We start from the raw sequence: 22,191 nt of genomic DNA, 5'->3' as shown, positions 1-22,191 counted from the left end.
GATCATTTGGGGCAGAAAATAAGATTATGCTTTTCAGTAGAAGCTATAGAAGTGAGTATGGTCATGAAAAAAACAATCAGTTTAATGTCGACTCTATTGTTATCAGCATTTATGTTTACAGGCTGTCAGAATATGAGTGCATCGGATCAACGTATTGGTGCGGCAGCACTAGGTGGTGCTGTAGGCGGTGGTGTAGGTAATCATGTCGGCGGTGGTTTAGGTGCAGGTGTTGGTGCGGCAGCGGGTGCAGGTGTTGGTGCCAATGCTAAAGGCGGTAATCGCAATTCAACCACAAGTAGTGCAGTGGGTGCGGGCATTGGTTCAGTCGTCGGTAAGGCAATTTTTGGTGGTGATACTGGTGCGGCGATTGGTGGAGCAATTGGAGGAGGAGCAGGTGCTGCAATCCAAGAGAAAAAAAGATAATTTCTTATCCTTTGAGTCCAAAGTGCCTGCTCTTGTTGCAGGCATTTTTAGTTGAGTCAAATAGGTTAAGAGGTTGCTTTGGATTTCTTACGGCGGATATATAAAACTTTTTCAACTTCAGCAATTCGATTGCCCGTTTCATCTACAATGTTGAGCGTATAGTGACGTAAAATCGGTTCATGATTTTCAGCTAATTTTTTAATTTCAATAATTTCCTTTGCACTGAGTTTAATATCTGCATAGACCGTACTACGACCAGGTGACAGGAAATTAATAGAAGCACTTTTGTCCCAAACAATATACTTATGACCTAAATGATGCATCAAAATCAGCATATAAAAAGGATCAACCATAGAATATAGGCTGCCACCAAAGTGTGTTCCGACAATATTGCGGTTTTTTCTCGTGAGTGGCATTTTAATTCGGATGAAATAGTTGTCTAGTTCAATAGTTTCGATCGCGATTCCTGCACCACGATAAGGAGAATAGTGATTGATCATAAATTTAGAAACAGCAGGAATGGTTCGAATTTTTCTTAAAAAGTCTTTCATGGTCAATTTTTTTTCTGACAACTCTATTCATACTCCATAAGTATCATTTTTATTGTATCGCTGGCAATGGTTGTTTTTTGACTAATCATGCCGTTTGAAAACAAAATGGGAAAGAATTATGCAAGCACAAGTAAAAACAGTGACCACATCTGATCAACACACACTTTGTGTAAAAACATGGGGCGATGAAAAGAAAATACCTCTAGTTTTGGTACATGGTTATCCAGATAATCAGGAAGTATGGGAACCGATTATTGAGCAATTGGTCGATGACTATTATGTTGTGACGTATGATGTTCGTGGTGCAGGCTTATCTTCGATTCCAAAGCGTATTAAAGATTATCGTTTGCCACGTTTATCTTTAGATTTACAAGAAGTGGTTGATCAAGTTTTACCAAACCGTAATTTCCATATGGCGGCGCATGATTGGGGTTCTTTACAGTCTTGGGAATCTGCGACTGAACCAAAACTAAAAGGTCGTTTACTCTCTTATACGACGATTTCTGGTCCTTGTTTAGACCATGCTTCTTTGTATTTACGTGAAAAATTTAAATCAGCACCAAGCAATGTGTTGAAAATGTTAACTAAATCTTGGTATATCGGCGCATTCCATTTACCTTTGGTTGCACCAACTGTTTGGACGTTCTTTAGCCCAGAAAAATGGGGCAAGATTTTAAGTGGTTTAGAAAAGAAACAAAATTTGCCATTGAATGCCAATATTGTTGCAGATGGTAAATATGGCATTAATTTGTACCGTGCGAATTTTATTCCATCTTTAACGCAGCCACGTCAACGTTATGCACAGTGTCCTGTTCAAGCGATCGTATTGAAACGAGATGCTTTTGTAAGTCCTGAGTACGTGACTGAGTCTATGCCAAAATGGGTCGAAAATTTTGAGTATGTAGAGCTAGATGCAAATCATTGGGCGGTGTTAAGTCAACCCACTAAAATTGCTGAACTGATCCATCAATTTGTACAACGTCAGACTGTTTAAAGGTTTAGCGGATTAATCAGAATAAAAGTCACATAAGATAGATCGCAATTCGGCAGTATTTTCAGCTAGATTTTAATGAATCTGCTAGAATATCGCCTTTTCTTTGCTCCTAAATTTTTTCATGAATGCTGTCGTAATTGCGATTGCCGTGATGTTTATTTTATCACTGGCACGCGTTTCTGTTGTTCTCACTTTGGTGGTTTCAGCCATTATTGGTGGTTTAGTTGCAGGACTGAGCCTTTCTCAAACTGTGGAAGCCTTTAATGCAGGCCTAGGGGATGGTGCTGAAGTTGCTTTAGCCTATGCTGTTTTGGGTGCTTTTGCTTTGGCACTTTCCAAGTCAGGTTTACCTGACTTGCTTGCCCATAAACTGATTGGTTTATTGGGAATGGAAGCCAGTAAAAACCAAGAAAAAAAGGTGAAGTATCTTTTATTAACGATTTTACTGATTGCTGCGATTTTCTCTCAAAACTTAATCCCTGTGCATATCGCCTTTATTCCAGTGCTTGTTCCACCTTTATTGAAAGTAATGAATCATTTAAAGCTAGATCGACGTGCGGCAGCCTGCGTGCTGACTCTGGGTTTAGTCGGAACGTATATTTTTCTTCCAGTTGGTTTTGGTGCTATTTTCCTTGAACAAATTTTGATGGGAAATATCAACAAAATTGGTGCTGCATATGGACTGCATGTTGAGCGAGGGATGATGCCAATCGGAATGGCGATTCCAGTTTTAGGCATGGTGATTGGTACATTGGTTGCTGTATTCATTAGCTATCGTAAGCCTCGTGAATACGTTGACCGCTCAATTTCACCCGTCACTACCATTGATTTGGATAAGCCACTGAGAGTAACAACACAAGCAGAATATGATTTAAAAGCGGATGCTGAAGAATTAAAGCATGAAGCTGAGAATGTCCCTTATATTTCTAAAAAAACCATGTTTATGGCTTTGCTTGCGATCAGTTTAACCTTAGTTGCACAGTTATATTCGGGTTCGATGATTTTGGGTGGACTTGTTGGTTTTGCGGTGTTGTCTACATCTGGCATCTTTAAATGGCAAGAGGCAGATGATGTCTTTGTGCAAGGGATGCGCATGATGGCTTTGGTTGGTTTCATTATGATTTCTGCGGCAGGATTTGCTTCAGTAATGACTCATACAGGTGATATTACTCATTTGGTGAATGGTGTCGTACATATCATCGGTGATAACCATGCACTTGCTGCATTTTTGATGCTATTTATTGGTTTATTTGTCACGATTGGTATTGGTTCTTCATTCTCAAGTGTGCCTGTACTTGCGGTGATTTATGTTCCTTTATGTGTACAATTTGGGTTCTCACCTTTGGCAACAATCGCATTGATTGGTACGGCTGCTGCATTAGGTGATGCTGGTTCACCTGCTTCTGATTCAACATTAGGGCCTACCGCAGGTTTAGGTGTAGATGGTCAACATGATCACATTTGGGATACAGTTGTGCCAACATTCCTACATTTTAATATTCCACTACTTATTTTTGGGTGGATTGCAGCAATGGTTTTATAATATTGATGGCTCTATATGAGCCATTTTTATTTTTTGTAAAAAATATCAATAAATGACATTTTTTGTCTATTTTTTAATCTTGATTTATAATATATTTTTAGTATTAATTGGAGGTGATTCTATTTTTAAATTAATCTAAATTTAATTTTGTTAAAAACTTCATCTTATTTTAATAATAATTTATCTTGATAAAAATACTAGGTTTTATAGTGGTTTAAGTTGATTGAATTGGTCTGGATTATTGATTATTACATATTTTAACAAATATATTTTTTTATTATTCAATATATTAAAAAATCAATCAAAAAGGTTGGAATTAATATGTATTGCATAATGTAAAAACCCATGCTTATTATGTTGGACAAGAACATAATTTTTTTAAAGAGGTTGTTTAAATGTTAAAGAAAGTATTAGTTGTTGCATTGTTGGGGTTATCATCAACTGCATTTGCAGGTGGTTTTCAAGTCAAGGTCGGTGCCAGTGTTGTTGCTCCAACTGATGAAACAACGGTAAATGGTGTTGGTACTTTAAAAGCAGATTATGAATTTGCTTTTACTCCATCAGTTGAATATTTTTTTGGGGATACCCCATTTTCAGCTGAAATTTTACTTGCTAACCCAATCAACCACGATGTTTTATTGAATGGTGATAAAGTTGCGAGTGTTCGTCAATTGCCACCAACAATTACAGCAAAATATAACTTTAAAAACTCAACACGTTTTACTCCATATGTTGGGGTGGGTGGTACAGCCTTTATTGCATGGCATGAAAAAGGTCTTGCTGATGATGTGAAAAATACTTACGGTTTTGCAGGGCAGCTTGGTTTTAATTTCCAACCAGCTGATGCAACAAACTGGGGTGTTTATATGGATGTGCGTTATGCAGATCTTAGCCCTGAAGTTAAATTAACCAATGGGACTAAATTTGATTTAGACTTGAATCCGATCGTTTATACCGTGGGTTATAGCTATAAGTTCTAAGCGCATTTAAGGCTAAAAAAACCTCACAACTCGTGAGGTTTTTTATGGTTGCGATTTCAATATAAAACAGATACAGGCTTAATGCAGAGAGTTTTGTATGCTGAGAAACAAGCTTCAATAAAAGTGAATGACCCATGATGAAAAAATTGATAAGTGCAGCATTATTACTCACCCCCTTATTATTTTTGGCTCAAACTCAGGCAGCCAGTTTCTCTTGTAAAACTGCAAAATTGAAAACTGAAAAACAGGTCTGTAGTCATCAAAGTTTAAATGATGCAGATGTGAAACTTGCAACAACGTATCAGATTATTCTGCATGCTTTACCTATGGGGGGGAAGAGATGCGGAAAAGGATAGACAGTTTCAATGGTTGAAACAAAGGAATGCGTGTGCTGCAAGTATAGCGTGTATTCAACAGGCTTATTCACAACGCCAACAACAGCTTGATCAATTGTTACAAGAGCGTGTGTTAAGCCATGGGCCGTTCTAATGGGCATTTTATTGATCGATAGATGAAAAAAATGAAGATTCAGGATTGAAAAATCATAGATACGCACCATTCATAAATCATTCTAAATAGATCAGTATCATCAAATAAGGAGCCATTTATGAGTGAACAAGCATCAAAGAATTATAGTTTCCAAGCTGAAGTTGCCCAGTTATTGCATTTAGTGACGCACTCTCTCTATTCTAACCCTGAAATTTTCTTACGTGAGCTGATCTCGAATGCCTCAGATGCTTGCGATAAATTGCGTTTTGAAGGGATTAATCATCCTGAATATTATGAGAATGATCCAGACTTACATGTCCGTGTCAGCTTAGACAAAGACTATAAGACCTTAACCATTTCAGATAATGGAATTGGATTAAGTCAACAAGAAGCGATTGATAACTTGGGTACAATTGCAAAATCGGGCACTAAAGACTTTATGTCGAAATTGAGTGGCGATCAAAAAGCGGATGCACAGTTGATTGGTCAATTCGGGGTCGGTTTTTATTCAGGCTTTATTGTTGCTGATAAAATTACGGTTGAATCACGCCGTGCAGGTCTAGATCTAGCAGAAGGTGTACGCTGGATCAGTGGTGGTACAGGTGAATTCGAAGTTCAGAGCATTGAAAAAGCCACTCGTGGTACAGACATCATTTTACACTTACGTGATGATGCACTTGATTATTTAGAATCGTATAAAGTTAAACAAATCATCAATAAATATTCAGATCATATTAGCTTGCCAATCGAAATGCAGAAAGAAGTACGGCAAGAGGAAGAGGTCGCTGAAGGTGAAGAACCAAAAGGCGGTCAAATGGTCAAGACAGATGAATGGGAAGCGATTAACTCGGCGAGTGCGCTATGGACGCGTAGCAAGAATGAAATCACGGATGAACAGTACATTGAGTTTTATAAGAATCTCAGCCATGATTTTGCAGCGCCTTTGGCATGGGCACATAATCGCGTAGAAGGTAGCACTGAATATACCCAGCTACTTTACATTCCAAGTCAAGCCAAACAAGATCTCTTTACCCGTGAAGCGAAAGCAGGTATCAAACTGTATGTGAAACGTGTATTTATCTTGGATGAAGCAGATAACTTGATTCCAAATTATTTACGTTTTGTTCAGGGGGTTGTCGACAGTGCAGATTTACCGCTGAATGTGAGTCGTGAACTTCTACAAGAAAGCCGCGATGTGAAAACAATTCGCGAAGGTAATGCACGTCGTGTACTGACTTTATTGGATGGTTTAGCAAAGTCGGAAGATGAAACAGACCAAGAGAAATTCAAAACTTTCTATACTGAATTTGGTTCGGTATTGAAAGAAGGCTTAGGCGAAGATACGGGTAACCGCGAACGCATCTTAAAGTTATTACGTTATGCGACTTCAAGCAGTGACGAAATCACAACGTCTTTTGCTGACTATAAAGCACGAATGAAAGAAGGGCAGAAAGCGATTTATTATGTGACTGCTGATAACTTAACGGCTGCGAAAAACTCACCACAACTTGAAGTGTTCAAGAAAAAGGGCATTGAAGTTTTGCTGATGGCAGACCGTGTTGATGAATGGGCGATGAACTTTGTATTTGAGTTTGATGGTACGCCACTGCAAAACGTATCTAAAGGTGCTGTTGATCTCGGTGATTTACAAGATGCTGAGGAGAAAAAAGCACTTGAAGAGGCAGCTGAACAGTTCAAACCTGTTGTTGATCGTTTAAGTGCATCGTTAAAAGACAAGACCAAAGAAGTTCGTGTGACCACCCGTTTGGTTGATTCACCTGCATGTTTGGTGACCAGTGAAGGTGAGTTGTCTCCGCAATTGATTCGTATGCTGAAACAAGCAGGACAGGCTGTTCCTGAGATCAAACCGACCTTAGAGATTAACCCTGAGCATCCTTTGGTGAAAAAATTAGAGAACTCAGCGCAGTTTGATGATTTAGCCAATGTGATTTTTGATCAGGCAGTGATTGCAGAAGGTGCTTTACCTGAAGATCCAGCAGCCTATGTGAAACGCATTAATAGCTTATTATTGAAATAAGCAACTGCATAAAAAAACCTCTGCTTTATTGGCGGAGGTTTTTTTATGTCTATGGATAACGTTAAAGTTATCCACAGTGATGCTGATCTTTTCATCAGAAGTGTGCTTCAAACTTCATTTGGTAGTTGAAGTAATAGCCTTGCTCCGTGGCAGGCATGTTTACATAATTAATGTCATTTTGCATATAGATCCAATTACGCCAAATGGGCCGCTTCCAAGAAAAATAAGGTCCCCATTCATTGAGACGTAGGGATTTTTTCTCGTAATCACCTGTACTAAAAATGCCATAGCTTAGATTATTTTGAGACAATAAATTCAACTTCTGAAAGGTACGATTACTCCATATATATTCTGTATCTTGTGTTTTAGAAAAGTTAAATTGTGTGGCAAGCTGATTTTGCTGTTGGAATTGTCGGGTTAAATTTAAGTGAGTTTCGGTATAGTTTTTACTGCTTGAGCCATAACGAAAAATTTGCTCTGTATTGAGATGTAGCCCTGAATATAATTCCCACCGTTTCTTTGCTAAAAACTGGACATAAATATCTGTCTCTGAATTTGCACCTAAATCAAGATCATTACTAAAAGGTAACCAACTGGAAATCGTAGTCCAACTTGCGCTCAAAGGGCTGGGTATCGGGCTGATTATCTGAGAATGATGTTTAGTACTTTTTCCTAATTTCTTTGTCGATTGGGGGTGTTGTGCACGTTGCCATAATGAGTCATGACCAAAAACTTTCATGAGTTCTTGACTCAATTGTTCATTAGTTTGTTGTTGAATATCGAGTGTGATTGGGTGAGTACAACTCAAAGTCTGGCTTTGTTGATCTCGGTTTTTAGTATAGCTTGGATGTGTAGCAATGGATGAGGGTGTAATATCTCTGCTCGAAGCTAAAACAACAGCCAATAAGGGGAGCTGTAGATAACCGAGAGACAAGGTTCCTACAATCAAGAAATACACGGGCAAAGCGTATCGTTGACTCATGCTGAAATAGCGAAAGATAAAAATGACATGATGATAACAATCAAAGCTTAACAATTTATTTAGTTTAGAAGGATTGTTAGAAATAAAAATGCCCAATCGGCAGTTTGATTGGGCATTTACATGATTTAAATGCGTTTAGAATAAGGCTTCAAGGCGGACGAAGGTACTGATGAAATGGCTGCGGTCTTCACGATGGTCATTAAAATAGTTGAGATCACCTTGTACATAGAACCATTCACGCCATAGTGGCTGTCTCCATGAAACAAAAGGCCCCCAACTGTTTAAACGTAAGTCATTATTGTTGTAATAACCGCCAGTATAGAGACCGTAGTTGAAATTATTGTTGGCAAAAAATTGATGTTGACGAAAAATTCGATTATCCCAAGTGAGGTCATCATCTTGTGTATCGGCATAGGTCAAACTGAATTGATTTGATAAAAATGGCTGATTGGGACGTGCGTGAATTAGTTCTAGATTGGTTCGAAGATAGTTTTCACTATCAATGCCATAACGGTAAATTTGCTCGGCATTGAAGTGGAAATCATTATGTAGATCCCAATTTTTCTTTGCTCTTAAGCGAAGATAAACATCATCTCCAGAACGAATACCGATATCGGCATCTGTTTCAAAAGGGAGTTTTTTGGAGAAGTCAGACCAACGTAATGCGATCGAACCATTTGAGTCACGGGTCTGTTTAGAGTCAAATCGTTTATCAGGATCCTGATTGGGCTGAGTATTGGTATTGGCAATATTATTACTAAATTCATCATCTAATGAATCGTCACCAAATACCACACTGAATTTCTTTTCTAGGGTCGGTAATTTAATTTTCCCTCGAATACGCGGTTTGATTTCATATTCATCATATTTATTCCAATAATTGTCAACCATAACGCGGATCGTCGCAGATGCCGGTCGCTCAGGGTCAACATCGCCAAACCAATCATCGATTTTGACTGACGTATGATCTGCCCATTCCCGAATACCCCGTTGTTTGCGATCGACCCATGTTTTATCTTCTGTTTGAGACATTGGTGGAACGATGGATTGATTAGATTGTTCAGGGAAAAATGTTGGAGTCGCATCTACGAATTTAGGTACATAGTCTAAAAGACTTTCTGAGCTAGTAACTTTAGCTTCAGCAAGGTTGTTGGATTCTTGCCCAGTTGTATTTGTTGCAGCATTCACAATGGTCGGTAGCCCCAAAGAGAGTGCAAACAAGGTGTATAAAAGATGATGTGAAGTTACCGTTTGTTGAAAAATAGTCATAGTCAAAACTTATATATTGTTATTGTTTTAACTTTTGATTATTTAATGATTTAAATCAAGATATAGACACAAAAAGCAGCAATTTAATTTTATAACTTAATCCACCTACAAAGAAAAAACCATCATCTAAGTTACGACTAGAACACCGTAAATAAGATGATGGATAGATCAACTTTGCTCAAGTAATCAGGAGTTATGACGTGGAAATATCTGCATTCTCCAACGCTTGATATAAGTCATGTACGGAAATAGGTTGGGGGAGTTGACTAATGACTTGACGTATCAATTGCCATGTATAGCCATCCGTACGATCTAATAAAAGATAAGGATAAGCTTGATCTTCGCTAGATAATTTAATCCGTTCAGAACCGTGTATGACGCGAATTTTTTGGCGTTCTCTTAATAAAATAATAGGTGTTAAAAATGTGGCTGTTGTTTCTTCAAAAGGAATAAATTTTTGTGTATTAATAAACGATGCTGGAATATATGGATAAGAACGTTCATCGCGTTGCCATACTAGATTTCCATTCATAATACATTCATTGAATAACAATTCATGTTGATGATAATGCTTCTTAAAAATCATCCAGTCAGTTTGATGGATTGAGCTTGTTTTTGTATGTTTTTGATCAGTATAGGTTTGCAATACAGTCGTTGCATATTCAATACTATGTGTACCGATGAGCACGACATAATGGGAAAATTGACCTTGAGCATAAAGTTGTTCTGCTACAAAGATTTGAGCTGAATCCCAAACGGGTTGTACATCATTCTCTGCTTTTAAATACAGCCAATCAATTTTAATATTTTGATCAATTTCATCATGTAGTTCTACACGGTATAAAGAAGGAAAAGTCTTGGGATCAATACGTTCAAGTCGGCACAGTAAACCATCTAAATTAAAATCTTTGAGAGCAACAGGTTTTGCTTTATTGAGATTTGCGACTGGGCGTACATTTTGCCTAAAACTTGGTCTAGGTCTTGCTGGTGGCGTCGTTGCTACTTGAGCTTTTGGTACAGATTGAATCTTTTCTTGAATAATGGCTTCAAGTTGTGCTTCAAAATTCGCAGTTTCTTCTCTCATTGCAGATAATCTGTCCTTGTGAATTGCTTGGCTAAATTCTAATGATAAATCTGTTGAGGTTTGATGAATTGGTTCCAAAACAGGGATAAGACTTTTTAACTCGTCATCTGTTTTTATATACTCGTTTGTATGTGCTTGTAACCATTCTATTGCTTGTTGTGTTGACGTTAGCCAAGGGCTTTTTAAAAAAGATAATGCCGGGCGAATAACCCAAATTTGCCAATGTTGGGATTGACGTAAAGCTGCCCACCCCATATCGGCAGAAGCGAATAGCGCATGTTCAACTCGCCCCATAAAGTTAAAAGTACCACGATACGTTAATGCATAACCAAAATATTCTAGTTCATCTGTCGAAAACTCTTGTTGCTGAATAAGTTCTTTAAAAGGGGTGAGTTGATCTTGAAAAATGGGGTCATCACACGATGCACAAATGTCTTTAATACGCTGTTTTGACTTTGCAATTTCAAAAAGTGAAGTTTTATCATTATTAAGCCCAACAATAAGATGCTTGAGCTCATCAACCAATAATGCTTTCTCTAATACGTCCATTGATAGTTTCCTTAGAGATAGGCTTGAGCCTGTTTTAAATAATAAATCAGTACAATATCCACAGCATTTTCTAACAGTTTGTATTCAGGTGTGTTCGTCAAAGTATGCTGTCTAGCTAATGCTACAAGCTTATCTATGCATATGTGTTCTGGTTGAATTTCACCATTAATTAAGGCTTGTAACTCTTGAATTTTCATAAAAAAAGAATGTCACTTTATGACGATTATAGAAGAAAACCATGCAAAATCTATAGACTGCAAGTTAGTAAAAAATCTCATTTAGGTATTCAAAATAGAGATTTTGATCATGTTTTAGCTTTCAAAGTATCAACATTTTAAAATAATGAATCGGATAAATAGATAGCTAGATAGAAGTATATCTATAAATTTGTGATTAATTTGTGATTCACATCACGAATTTGTTAGTCAAAAGTTGAGCAACAATGGTACTAACTTTGTTACAAGATTTTTTGCTCAAGACAAGCGGTATTCTTTTCAGGATAATAGGTGAAGGCACAAGAATAGTGGTCTCTGAAAATGTCCTGAACAAGCTTCAAATTGATCTTGAAGCTTGTGATTGAGTAAAAATAGTTAGGGCTGAATGTCACACTGATCATCGTTACATTGAGCTGCATTGGTTTGCTCGATTTCTTGTGTAGATGCTGATTGAGCTTGTTGTAATGCTTGTAAGAAAATCTCACGCGGTTGTGCGCCTGAAAGTGCCAGTTTTTGATCAAAGACAAAAAAAGGCACGCCAGTCACATTCAATTGCTCACGTGCAATTTTTTCATCGTGACGCACAAAATCTGCCAACTCATCTGAATCCAGCACATACTCAACCTCAGCATGGTCTAGACCAATCCGTGACGCTATTTCTTCCACGACTTCACGTTCACCAATCGCAAGACCTTCGGTCATATAAGCATGAAAGAACGCTTCTTCTGCCTCATTGCCTAAACCTTTACTTTGAGCAAGGTGAATGATCCGATGGGCATTAAAACTATTGCCTGAATTGGCTTTTTGCCATTGGAAGTCGATGCCTTCGACTGCTGCCATAGCAGCGACATTACGCTCCATTTCTTCCATCTCTGCATAACTACGCCCATATTTCTGCGCTAAGCGTTCAGTATTCGATGTGTCATGTTTTGTAGGTGCATCTGGATCAAGCTCAAAACTATGCCAATAGATATCAAGCTCGATACCCGCTTGTTCAGCAACATGTTCAAGACGCTTTTTACCGATATAACAAAAAGGGCAAACTACATCTGACCAAATATCTACACGCATGGTATATCTCTACAATTTTAGTTAAACCAATAATAGGGGCGGTGTTGTTGAATTTAAAGCGATGAAAATGTAATACTCCGTTACGAGAAATGAAATAAAAAATTATATAACTCGCTGTGTTTTATTGATTAAACTGAGATAAAGAACATAAAAAATATAATTAAGATTGGAGGCTGTATGCGCCGTTTTCTATTATTCTTTGCAGTCATTGTAATTTGTATAAGTACTTTCTTTTTCTATCAATATCGTGTGCAGCCAAAAGCAGCCAATACTGAACAAATGTTTGAAGTAGTGATGGCTGAGAAAATGCGTGAGCTGTATGACCAAGCGCAGGATTGGTCGAAACCTGTGAAGATCAATGTGCATGATGATCGTTTGTCAGGTGACTATAAGTTGATGTCAGAATTTTTACTTAATTATTGGATGCAAAATGTTGAAGCGCGAAATCATTATTTAAGACAACTCAAAGCAGCAAATTGGGATACTTTTTTAGATGTAGAGCGTTTGGATCAAGATCGTCAGCAAGCTTATAAAGAAACAGAACAAATGCTTCGCGAGGTTCGGAAAATATCGGCTGAATATGAACGAAAACGGCAACAAATACAGACCAATTCACTTAAACAGGCAAAAAGTTTGGCTATTCATAATGAAATGAGAAAATCCTTGCAAGTTAAATTAGAACATAACCTTAAAGTAGATAAAGCACATGATATTTTCCCGATTGAACAGAAAATTATAGAAAAAGCACAGGCAATGTTCGATATGTTGAAAACCTACACATGGCAGAAACAAGGCAAAATGATTCTTTTTCAAGAAACAATACAAGTGAAAAAGTTTAATAACTTATATCAGGATGTACTCAGGCTAAATGCGAAGATGGAAAAAATTAAGAAAAGTAATGTTGAAGTATTAGATGAAGAATTGTAGTTCGATCAAGCAAGGATTCAGCCTGTGAATCATTGCTTGATTGTAAGATCAACTTTAGTCGAAAATCTTTTCTGCTGCTTGGAACGGTAAACTCACAACATCAATCGCTACAGCAAAAGGCAGTAAAACCAGTTTTTCTAAAGGGTTCATACCTGATTTGGATTTGTAGCTTTCTTCTTTATTGGTATAAATCGTCACTTGATATGGCTTACTTAACGCTTTTAATGAGGTGAGATTATTTGCAGCAGGGTACACGACACCAGCAAGCTTAATATCAAAACAGAAACGCTGTGCATACATACGCTCATCGCTTGAGGATGAACATTCTTTTGCGCCATTTTCAATAAAGAACTCTAGATCTTTTTTGCTTAAATCTTCTTTAAGTTTTATATAGGAAAGTGGCAATGTACCTGAAAAATTACCATCATTCTTTTCAGAATAAAAACTTAAGTCCCGTGTTATTTGAATATTTTTAGCATCAAGTTTACTGATCAAGCTCACAAATTGAGAACCACCTTGAGTCAAAATATAGCTGTTTTTTTGCCCTGCAATTACGATACTGTCTTTGGGTAAATTTGACGATGTTTGCGCAGGTCGCCCAAAAGCAACCACATTGTCTTCAACTAAAGTGACACGTTCTGTTCGAGTATAGGTTTTGTTGTCTTTGTTAATCAGTGTTTTGGTTGCGCATCCCGTTAAACATAATCCTGTAATTGCGATAGCGCTGGTTGTTCTAGTTAGAGTTGAAAACATCCAGTTCTCCTAATGATTTAAGTTTAAAATTTAAAAAATAATTGATATTCATACAATATTTAAAAGACCATAATGAAAAACCTAAGTAGAAGCGAGGACTTTTCTCTTAAGTATGGCGATCTTTACAAAGATTAAACATGATCGCTAATACGGATAGATTTGATTTCTCGTTTAAAATTTTGGTGAAATTTACCGTTTATCTGAGCCATACTGAATCAAGTGTGACTTTGTTGTAGCCTGTTCTATAGATGCTTTTATTTTATTCACTACATGTAAACATGGTGACTCATTTTTGGAGCAAGCGATGGACTTTCTAAAACGATCAGCACTGATGATGGTATTTACTTTTGTCGGATTGCCAGTAGTACACGCGGATGAGGTTACAACTCTACCGACCATTCGTATTATGGCAGAATCTGAATTACGTGAAGAAGTCGTAGGGCCTACTCCATTTCAAGAAGATAAAAAGGTACGCCAAGCTCTACAGCATTACATACAGAAGCAGCATACAGACATTCAAAATGCTCAGTTAACTGAAACCACAAGCTCTATTGACTATCAAGCAAACGCTTTGCAGCCTGATTTGTCTCAAGTTTCACCATTTTTAGAAGATTATATTTTAGCTGTCGCAATGGGGTTTCAGTCATCTAATCCAAGTAATGGTGTATTTAAAATATTAGAACCATTAAACATTAATCGAGATAATGCCGATACATTTCGTGATGGATCGATAAAAGTGAGGTTGGATGATTTATTAAGATTACAACAACAGATTGATGCTGGTTTAAAAACATCTCAAAATTTTCCGATACGTTAAATTTTATATTGTGCTTATATGGAAAACCCCGCAATAAGCGGGGGATTTCTATCTTATTGTTTTAGGTAACGCTCAAAAATTGCAGAGAAATCATAGTTCTCAATTTGTTTACGACGTTCAGTAAACTTATTTTCAACTTGAATGGTGGTCTGAGAAATAATGTCAGGTAAGTTCAATAGAATTTGCTCTGGTAATTCACGCAGAGAAAACATGTTATTCACAGCTTGTTGAGTGATGACTAGCGAATTCATTTGGCGTTCAATTTCTTTGCATGCTTCACCGATACTAAATAGGGCTTTATATAGATCACGGACTTTTTCAATTTGTGATTTTTCAATATCAATTGAATAACTTGCGCCACCGAGTTGGAATTTGATTTCGACGTCCCGATCAATTGTACCTGCTGTTTCTAGAAGCACCCGACTAATCTGATAGTGTTTATATGGATAGCGATTCAATGTCCGTTTTTTGCTGACCGCACTTGTACCATCTAGATGAATGAAAGCGGTATTGGTAAAGCAGTATTCGTCAGTTTTTGCTTTGATCAAAAAGAAAATCTTTTCATTGTCTTCATGGAAAATATAGTCATCAATATCGGTCTTATCATAATCTTTAGGTTCAATAATTTTGCCGATATCGCTTGTTCCCATGAGATCGGCTGCCATATTTTTAAACATTGTTAGAACCTTATTATTTGTTGGAACTGCGATCATAATTTGCAGTGTATGGTTCTGTCTACAGTGGGTATTTGTATTTTAAAAATTCGATACAACGATGAAACGAATTTCTATCACATAAAAAAAATCCTTGCATATAGCGGAGATTTTCTTTTTATCTCAGTGTTGATTAAACACGTTCGATAATTGTCGCGATACCTTGAATAAAACCTATTTTACGCATATTTAGAATCTAAATATTCTTTTTTAGGTTTGTAGATATAAAGAGATTAATTTTTAGTAATGAGAGATATTTTATGTGGGACAACTTCCTCTTTCTTTAAAAAACCAATGGTTAAGCACTTTTAATGAAGATTGAAGTATTGCAACATACTAAGTCGGATGTTGTCGATGTTGTCGATGTTGTCGATGTTGTCGATGTTGTCGATGTTGTCGATGTTGTCGATGTTGTCGATGTTGTCGATGTTGTCGATGTTGTTGGTGCAGTTGGTAATTGGTTAATAAATTTTATTTTATTTGTGAGAGGGAGGGGGAATGAGCGAAAAATTCGAATTTAATATTCAAGAATCTTTAAAAGCGATACAAAAAATTCTGAATATTGCTGAAAAGTATGTCGAACACGATGGTTTTAATGGGGAGTTAGCTAAAGCACTTTTAGCTCTTCATAGCAATATAAATGATAGTTCTTTTATAAGCACGCTCAATAATCGACTTATTACATGTCGAAATTTTGCAGGCTTAAAGCTCGAAAGAGCTTGGGATGGCGGATTTGCAAATTTTGGAAAAGATGATGAAGTCGTCCGTTTACATCGGTTGGCTATATTTTTAATAATTTATTTCAAAGAACTGAGTTTTAGAGGTAACTTTTATATTGATCAAGGTCACGAGTATTATTTTTTAAATAAGTTGGTTAGAGAAAATAGAGGTCAGTTTCTTGACAAATCAGCTTGGTGTTTAGATCTTTTTGATGATTTACCAACATTGATTATGCAAGATGAGTTTCATTCTGAGCATGCTCTAGCTATATCACGTGCAATGAAAAGTACAGATATTAATAAGGTTGAGGAATTTATTAGAACAAAAGATGAGTCAATTGCCAAAATTGATACTTGGAATATTGAGTACGAGCAGAAAGAATCAGCTGTAAAAAATCTTAAAGATAAATTAGATACTTATCAGACAGCTTTTAATTTTGTGGGTTTATATCAAGGCTTTTCTCAGCTTAAAAAAAATAAAGATGATGAGCTATTTGGACTCAATATTCAGTATTACATTCTCATATTTTTTATGGCAGGAATACCTAATGTTGAGTTTATTTGGTTATTCAATAATTTTGACGAAAATTTTAAGACCGTACACTTAGTAGTTTTAGCTTTACCATCAATTACACTATTATTTATTCTCTTTTGGTTTTTTAGAATTATTTTACATAATATTAGATCGATAAAATCTCAAATCATGCAATTAGAATTACGCATGACTTTGTGTCAATTTATTCAAAGTTATGCAGAAAAATCTAAAGAATTAAAAGTAGCAAATAAAGAAGGTTTCGAAAAGTTCGAGAATCTTATATTTTCTTCGATTGTTTCTTCAGATGAAAAAATTCCCTCCACGTTTGATGGAATGGAGCATATTGCAAATTTTGTAAAAAATTTTAAATCAAACTCTTAAAAAGAAACCCCGCAATAAGCGGGGTTCTTTTTATCTCAGTGTTGATTAAACACGTTCGATAATTGTCGCGATACCTTGACCAAGACCGATACACATCGTCGCAAGACCGATTTGCGTATCTTGTTGTTCCATCACGTTCAACAATGTCGTTGTGATACGCGCACCAGAACAACCCAATGGGTGACCTAATGCAATCGCACCACCATTGTGGTTGATGATGTCTTGTTTCTCATAAACGCCTAAGCCTTTCATTACTGATAAGCCTTGAGCAGCAAATGCTTCGTTTAATTCGATAGTTTGGATATCCGCCATCGTTAAACCAGCACGTTTAAGCGCTTTTTGAGTTGCTGGAACTGGACCGTAACCCATGATCGCAGCATCACAACCTGCAACTGCCATAGAGCGAATCACAGCACGTGGTTTTAAACCTAATGCTTGAGCACGTTCAGCAGACATAAGTAACATTGCAGAAGCACCATCAGAAAGAGCAGAAGAAGTTGCTGCTGTTACTGAACCGCCTTTAGGGTCAAATACTGGTTTCAATGCTTTGAACGCTTCAAGGTTTGCATCAGCACGAATTACTTCGTCGATGTCACACAAGATTTTGAAGCCATTCGCATCATGACCTTCAACACCAACGATTTCGTTTTTGAAACGACCCTCGAGTGTTGCAGCCCAAGCGCGACGGTGAGATTCAACACCGAACGCATCTTGTTCGTCACGAGAGATACCATTCATACGACCTAACATTTCAGCCGTTAAGCCCATCATGTTAGATGCTTTTGCATAGTGTTTAGACGCTTCTGGGTTAAGGTCGATGCCGTGCATCATACCGACGTGACCCATGTGCTCTACACCACCGATGATGAATACATCACCTTGATTGGTTGCAATCTGTGCAGCAGCAGTGTGAAGCGCTTGCATAGATGAACCACAAAGACGGTTTACTGTTTGACCTGCAGCAGTCTTAGGTAAGTCAGCCAATAAACCAATGTTACGAGCAATGTTCATACCTTGCTCTAAAGTTTGGTTTACACAGCCCCAAATTACGTCTTCAACTTCGTTGGTATCAAACTGGTTACGAGCAACAAGTGCACGTACTAATTCAGCAGATAAACTGTCGGCACGTACATTACGGAACATACCGTTACGTGATTTGCCCATTGCTGAACGAACGCCATCAACAATTACAACGTCACGTGGATTTAAAGTAGCCATTCACGTTGCTCCTTAACCGTAGAATTTTTTGTTGTTAGCAGCCATGTCACGCAACATCTGTGGCGCTTCATAAGCTTTACCTAAGTGTGCATATTTGTCGCAAAGCGCAACGTATTCAGCAACACCTGTTTGGTCGATGTAACGGCATGGACCACCACGGAATGGAGGGAAACCTACACCCATGATCATCGCCATATCTGCTTCAGAAGCAGTTGCAACGATGTTGTCTTCTAAGCAACGAACTGTTTCGTTACAGAAAGCAAGCATCATACGGTCAATGATTTCTTGGTTATCAAATTCGCGTTTTTCACCAGTGATGAAAGGTGCAATAATTTCGTAAGCTGTTGGATCAACAGTTTTCGCTTTCTTACCTTTCTTGTCTAACACGTATTTGTAGAAACCAACGTCATTCTTTTGACCAAGACGTTTTGCTTCGTACATAGCTTCGATAGAACCTTTGTAGTCTGGCTTCATACGGTCAGGGAAACCTTCAGCCATAACTTCTGCGCCATGAACACCTGTATCGATACCCACAACGTCGATCAAGTATGCAGGACCCATAGGCCAGCCGAATTTCGCCATCACATTATCCACTTGTTGGAAATCCGCGCCATCTTTTACAAGAAGGTCGAATGCACCAAAGTAAGGGAACAATACACGGTTAACTAAGAAGCCTGGGCAGTCGTTGACAACGATTGGTGTTTTACCCATTTTCTGAGCAAGAACAACAGTGGTTGCAATCGCTTCATCAGATGTCTTCTCACCACGGATCACTTCTACCAATGGCATCATGTGTACTGGGTTAAAGAAGTGCATACCAACAAAGTTTTCAGGACGTTGTAATGCTTTTGCCAAACGTGTAATTGAAATCGTAGACGTGTTAGAAGCAATGATCGTGTTTTCACGAACATGTTTTTCTGTATCAGCAAGCACGATTTCTTTTACTTTTGGATTTTCAGTCACGGCTTCGATCACGATATCCACTTCTTTAAACTCATCGTAGCTTAAAGTAGGGCGGATGCGAGCAAGTGTTTCACCCATTTGCGCAGGTTTCATTTTCTTGCGTTCAACTTGCTTGGTCAGTAAGCCATTCGCTTCTTTCATACCAAGTGCAAGTTGAGGGTTACCAATATCTTTCATGATGATTGGTGTGCCTTTGCTTGCCGTTTGGTAAGCAATACCACCACCCATGATACCCGCACCTAATACAGCTGCTTGGTTTACAGGGTGAGCACCTTTCTCATATTTCTTCGCAGTTTTCTTCACAACTTGGTCATTGATGAATAAACCAATCAATGCGCCTGCTTGTGGAGTAATTGCTGCTTTAGCAAAACCTTGAGCTTCTGCTTTTAATGCATCATCACGCGTTAGGCTTGCACCTGCTTGTAATGAGTCAAGTAACAATTTAGGCGCAGGGTATTGTGCAGGATTTGCTTTAGCAAGTACCGCACCTTTCGCTGTATTGAACGCCATCATTTGTTCAAGCGGGTTCAATTTGATTGCGTCTAATTTTTCTTGACGTTTTGCTTTCCAGTTCAAACGACCAGCAAGTGCTTGTTTCACTAAGTCAACAGCAGCTTCTTGTAATTTGTCAGCAGCAACAACCGCATCTACCGCACCATCTTTAAGTGCAGCAGCTGGTTTTTTAGGATTCGCCATTGCCATCCATTCAACAGCATTGTCGATACCGATGACGCGGCTTAAACGTACGCTACCACCAAAACCAGGATAGATACCGAGTTTGATTTCTGGTAAGCCAACTTGGGCTTGCTCAGACATGACGCGATAGTCACACACTAAGCACATTTCAAAACCGCCACCAAGTGCTGTGCCGTTAATAGCAACAACTTTAGGCATGTCTAAATCTTCAAAGCTATTGAAGACGTCATGTACTGGCATAAGCCAATCAACAATTGCCTGTTCACCAGCGGCAAAGTTGTCGCCAAATTCAGTGATATCTGCACCAACGATAAACGTTGATTTACCAGAGGTAACCACTAAACCTTTAATGTCGTTATTGGCTTTCACTGCAGCAATCGCTGCTTGGAAGTCTTCGATGGTTGCACGGTTAAATTTATTAACCGACTCACCTTGTAAGTCAAAGCGGAATTCTGCAATTCCGTCCGCAAGCATTTGGACGGTAATGGCATTGCCAGCGTGGATCATGCCTGATCTCCCTTGTTGTGGAGGATTCTGAGTTGATGTCATAAAGCGTGTGTGCGGTGTGGCGCACAAAATACTTCGCTAATCTTACGATAACTATATCCAAAAAGGACATAACAAGTTGTATCAAGCCGTGACGCTAGGGTCATCTATTGTTGTAGAGACTATATTTTTTGATTGTTCGTAAAGGAAAAAATATAAATTTCCCTTATAAAACAATTGTTATCGGTGTCTTTTCGATTGCTTTAGTGATTAACGTCTTAGGTCTAATCAGTTTGAGAAGCTAACAAAATTTTGAGCTATGGATATGTGTATCTAAATCTGAAATAAAAATGATTATTACATCACTGTTTTTGTTTATTTGTGATTTTGTTTGGCTTATTTCTTGCTTTAAAACTAGGTAAATAAGTGAAGTGCTAAGGTTTTATATTGGTTTCTTATATTTAGCCGTTTCAATAGGGTATAAAACGAGTTTAATCGTATGACCAAAACTGTTAGTTATGCTTGATTTTTACTCATTTTAACTCGATAAAGTCGTAAGCATGCGCCTAGAACTGAGTCCTCCCATGTGCTCAGACGAGCATGAGTAATTAATTGTAATTATTGCAACATAGCTTTATTGGTCTAAATAGAGCTTGTTTGGTGAAAGGTGAATAGGGATGAAGCCAACGGATCAAACATTAATGAAGCAAATGCATATTTCCAGTGAAGAAATAGAATATAGAAAATCACTGCTGTCTTTAACGAATAAAGAATTACAGCAATTGGTGGAGTTGGGATCAAAGTTAGAACATTTACTTGATCAGGTTGTTATCGAGTTTTATGAACAACAAACCTCAGTTTCTGAAATTGCTATCTTAATTGGTGATGTTGATACGCTATCACGATTACAGCGCGCGCAGCGTGAATATTTGGCACAGTTATTTTTAGGGAATTATGATGCAAATTATGTCAATAATCGTTTACGGATAGGGTTGGTGCATAAACGAATCGGTGTGGAACCAAAATTATATTTATCAGCTATTTATCATTTAAAAACCATGCTTATTTCCTTGATTTACCAACAATTGGGGGATACTGAAGAATTTCAACAAGTTCGCTCAACTTTAGAAAAGTTATTTATGTTTGATATTTCCTTGGTAGTCGAAACTTATGTATGGAGCCTAGTCAGTGAGTTGAAAAGTTCTAAAGAAAAGATTGAGCAATATGCAACTGTTTTGGAAGATCGAGCTGAGCAAATGGAAGCGTTGTCGCAAACGGATCCATTAACTGGATTATTAAATGTTCGTCATTTAAATCGTATTTTGAATGCTACGATTTGTACGGCTGAGCGAGCTTTAGAGCCCGTGACCGTTGTATTTATTGATATTAATGATTTTAAAAAGATTAATGATAGTTTTGGGCATTCCAAGGGTGATCAGATATTAAAGATAGTGGCTGATGGCATACGATATGTTGCACGACTAGATGATCATTGTTTTAGATGCGGGGGAGATGAGTTTTGTATCGTATTTCCGCGTTGTACAGAACAACAAGCAATTGAGAGCTTTGTTCCTAGATTACTGAAATATGTTTACCAAATTGAACCAAATATTACGCTCAGTATAGGTGTCAAACAAACCGATCATGTTGATGGTTATTTAGAAGCATCGAAGTTAATTCATGAAGCAGATGCAAAGATGTATTTGGTTAAGAAAGAACAGAAAATAAAAAAATAACAAATTTTATCAAAAAATATTTAACCTAACTTTTTGATATTTATATTTAATTTGTATTA

General features: G+C 37.6%; 20 protein-coding genes and 1 pseudogene. 11 read left to right on the top strand and 10 right to left on the bottom strand.

The genetic code is table 11. The features are described 5' to 3' along the window. Positions 1-63 precede the first annotated feature (63 nt). Positions 64-423, top strand: a complete 360-nt coding sequence (locus C502_RS0103585) for a YMGG-like glycine zipper-containing protein (protein WP_018677494.1) — start codon at positions 64-66, stop codon at positions 421-423. Between the two features lie 65 nt (positions 424-488). Here C502_RS0103585 and C502_RS0103580 read toward each other — a convergent pair whose 3' ends face one another. Next, positions 489-974 (bottom strand): PaaI family thioesterase, encoded by a 486-nt coding sequence (locus C502_RS0103580; protein ID WP_018677493.1) that lies wholly within the window; start codon positions 972-974, stop codon positions 489-491. Between the two features lie 118 nt (positions 975-1,092). Here C502_RS0103580 and C502_RS0103575 point away from each other — a divergent pair, with 118 nt between their 5' ends. From C502_RS0103575 to htpG, 5 genes and pseudogenes are all read left to right on the top strand, one after another. Next, positions 1,093-1,968, top strand: a complete 876-nt coding sequence (locus C502_RS0103575) for an alpha/beta fold hydrolase (protein WP_018677492.1) — start codon at positions 1,093-1,095, stop codon at positions 1,966-1,968. Positions 1,969-2,089: 121 nt separating this feature from the next. Then, a complete protein-coding gene (locus tag C502_RS0103570) occupies positions 2,090-3,511 on the top strand; it encodes a Na+/H+ antiporter family protein (RefSeq protein ID WP_018677491.1) in 1,422 nt (473 codons plus the stop codon). 395 nt (positions 3,512-3,906) lie between these two features. Then, entirely contained in the window at positions 3,907-4,491 is a 585-nt protein-coding gene (locus tag C502_RS0103565) for an OmpW/AlkL family protein (RefSeq protein ID WP_018677490.1), read from the top strand. Between the two features lie 134 nt (positions 4,492-4,625). Next, positions 4,626-4,980, top strand: a pseudogene (locus C502_RS18040) (lysozyme inhibitor LprI family protein). 118 nt (positions 4,981-5,098) lie between these two features. After that, positions 5,099-7,018 carry a molecular chaperone HtpG gene (gene htpG / locus C502_RS0103555; RefSeq protein WP_018677488.1) on the top strand — a complete coding sequence of 640 codons (1,920 nt, stop codon included), beginning with the start codon at positions 5,099-5,101 and terminating at the stop codon, positions 7,016-7,018. 94 nt (positions 7,019-7,112) lie between these two features. On the opposite strand, the gene C502_RS0103550 is transcribed toward htpG, so the two are convergent. The 5 genes from C502_RS0103550 to C502_RS0103525 all read right to left on the bottom strand — a co-directional run bounded on the left by C502_RS0103550 (position 7,113) and on the right by C502_RS0103525 (position 12,188). Then, positions 7,113-8,000 (bottom strand): hypothetical protein, encoded by an 888-nt coding sequence (locus C502_RS0103550; protein ID WP_023274798.1) that lies wholly within the window; start codon positions 7,998-8,000, stop codon positions 7,113-7,115. Positions 8,001-8,135: 135 nt separating this feature from the next. Then, positions 8,136-9,269, bottom strand: a complete 1,134-nt coding sequence (locus tag C502_RS0103545; RefSeq protein ID WP_018677486.1) for a hypothetical protein — start codon at positions 9,267-9,269, stop codon at positions 8,136-8,138. A gap of 193 nt (positions 9,270-9,462) precedes the next feature. After that, positions 9,463-10,902, bottom strand: coding sequence for a hypothetical protein (locus C502_RS0103540; RefSeq protein ID WP_018677485.1), 1,440 nt, complete (start codon positions 10,900-10,902; stop codon positions 9,463-9,465). An 11-nt stretch (positions 10,903-10,913) separates the two neighbouring features. After that, the gene (locus tag C502_RS0103535; RefSeq protein ID WP_018677484.1) at positions 10,914-11,099 is read right to left on the bottom strand and encodes a hypothetical protein; all 186 of its coding nucleotides are present in this window, start codon (positions 11,097-11,099) and stop codon (positions 10,914-10,916) included. Positions 11,100-11,492: 393 nt separating this feature from the next. Then, positions 11,493-12,188, bottom strand: coding sequence for a DsbA family oxidoreductase (locus C502_RS0103525; protein ID WP_018677482.1), 696 nt, complete (start codon positions 12,186-12,188; stop codon positions 11,493-11,495). A 177-nt stretch (positions 12,189-12,365) separates the two neighbouring features. On the opposite strand from C502_RS0103525, the gene C502_RS0103520 reads away from it, so the two are divergent. Further along, complete coding sequence (locus tag C502_RS0103520) at positions 12,366-13,115, top strand: hypothetical protein (RefSeq protein ID WP_018677481.1); 750 nt, start codon at positions 12,366-12,368, stop codon at positions 13,113-13,115. A gap of 54 nt (positions 13,116-13,169) precedes the next feature. Here C502_RS0103520 and C502_RS0103515 read toward each other — a convergent pair whose 3' ends face one another. Then, positions 13,170-13,868, bottom strand: a complete 699-nt coding sequence (locus C502_RS0103515; protein WP_018677480.1) for a YidX family protein — start codon at positions 13,866-13,868, stop codon at positions 13,170-13,172. 304 nt (positions 13,869-14,172) lie between these two features. Between C502_RS0103515 and C502_RS0103510 the strand changes: the two genes are divergently transcribed. Then, positions 14,173-14,685: a hypothetical protein gene (locus C502_RS0103510; protein WP_018677479.1), complete on the top strand. Its 513-nt coding sequence runs from the start codon at positions 14,173-14,175 to the stop codon at positions 14,683-14,685. Between the two features lie 53 nt (positions 14,686-14,738). Here the strand turns inward: C502_RS0103510 and C502_RS0103505 are convergent, their stop codons facing one another. Further along, positions 14,739-15,362, bottom strand: coding sequence for a PH domain-containing protein (locus C502_RS0103505; protein ID WP_018677478.1), 624 nt, complete (start codon positions 15,360-15,362; stop codon positions 14,739-14,741). 347 nt (positions 15,363-15,709) lie between these two features. Between C502_RS0103505 and C502_RS19095 the strand changes: the two genes are divergently transcribed. Then, entirely contained in the window at positions 15,710-15,919 is a 210-nt protein-coding gene (locus C502_RS19095; RefSeq protein WP_018677477.1) for a hypothetical protein, read from the top strand. Next, complete coding sequence (locus C502_RS19435) at positions 15,897-17,033, top strand: hypothetical protein (protein ID WP_018677476.1); 1,137 nt, start codon at positions 15,897-15,899, stop codon at positions 17,031-17,033. Before C502_RS19095 ends, C502_RS19435 begins: the two co-directional genes overlap by 23 nt. A gap of 45 nt (positions 17,034-17,078) precedes the next feature. Here C502_RS19435 and fadA read toward each other — a convergent pair whose 3' ends face one another. Both fadA and fadB read right to left on the bottom strand, forming a co-directional pair. Then, entirely contained in the window at positions 17,079-18,251 is a 1,173-nt protein-coding gene (gene fadA / locus C502_RS0103490) for an acetyl-CoA C-acyltransferase FadA (protein WP_018677475.1), read from the bottom strand. Between the two features lie 12 nt (positions 18,252-18,263). Further along, positions 18,264-20,417, bottom strand: a complete 2,154-nt coding sequence (fadB, locus tag C502_RS0103485; RefSeq protein ID WP_018677474.1) for a fatty acid oxidation complex subunit alpha FadB — start codon at positions 20,415-20,417, stop codon at positions 18,264-18,266. A gap of 656 nt (positions 20,418-21,073) precedes the next feature. Here fadB and C502_RS0103480 point away from each other — a divergent pair. Continuing rightward, positions 21,074-22,132 carry a GGDEF domain-containing protein gene (locus tag C502_RS0103480; protein ID WP_018677473.1) on the top strand — a complete coding sequence of 353 codons (1,059 nt, stop codon included), beginning with the start codon at positions 21,074-21,076 and terminating at the stop codon, positions 22,130-22,132. Positions 22,133-22,191: the final 59 nt, after the last annotated feature.

The organism is Acinetobacter tjernbergiae DSM 14971 = CIP 107465 (assembly GCF_000374425.1).
Classification (GTDB): domain Bacteria; phylum Pseudomonadota; class Gammaproteobacteria; order Pseudomonadales; family Moraxellaceae; genus Acinetobacter; species Acinetobacter tjernbergiae.
The sequence above is the reverse complement of the archived record's forward strand: the minus strand, read 5'-3'. Positions and strand labels throughout refer to the sequence as shown.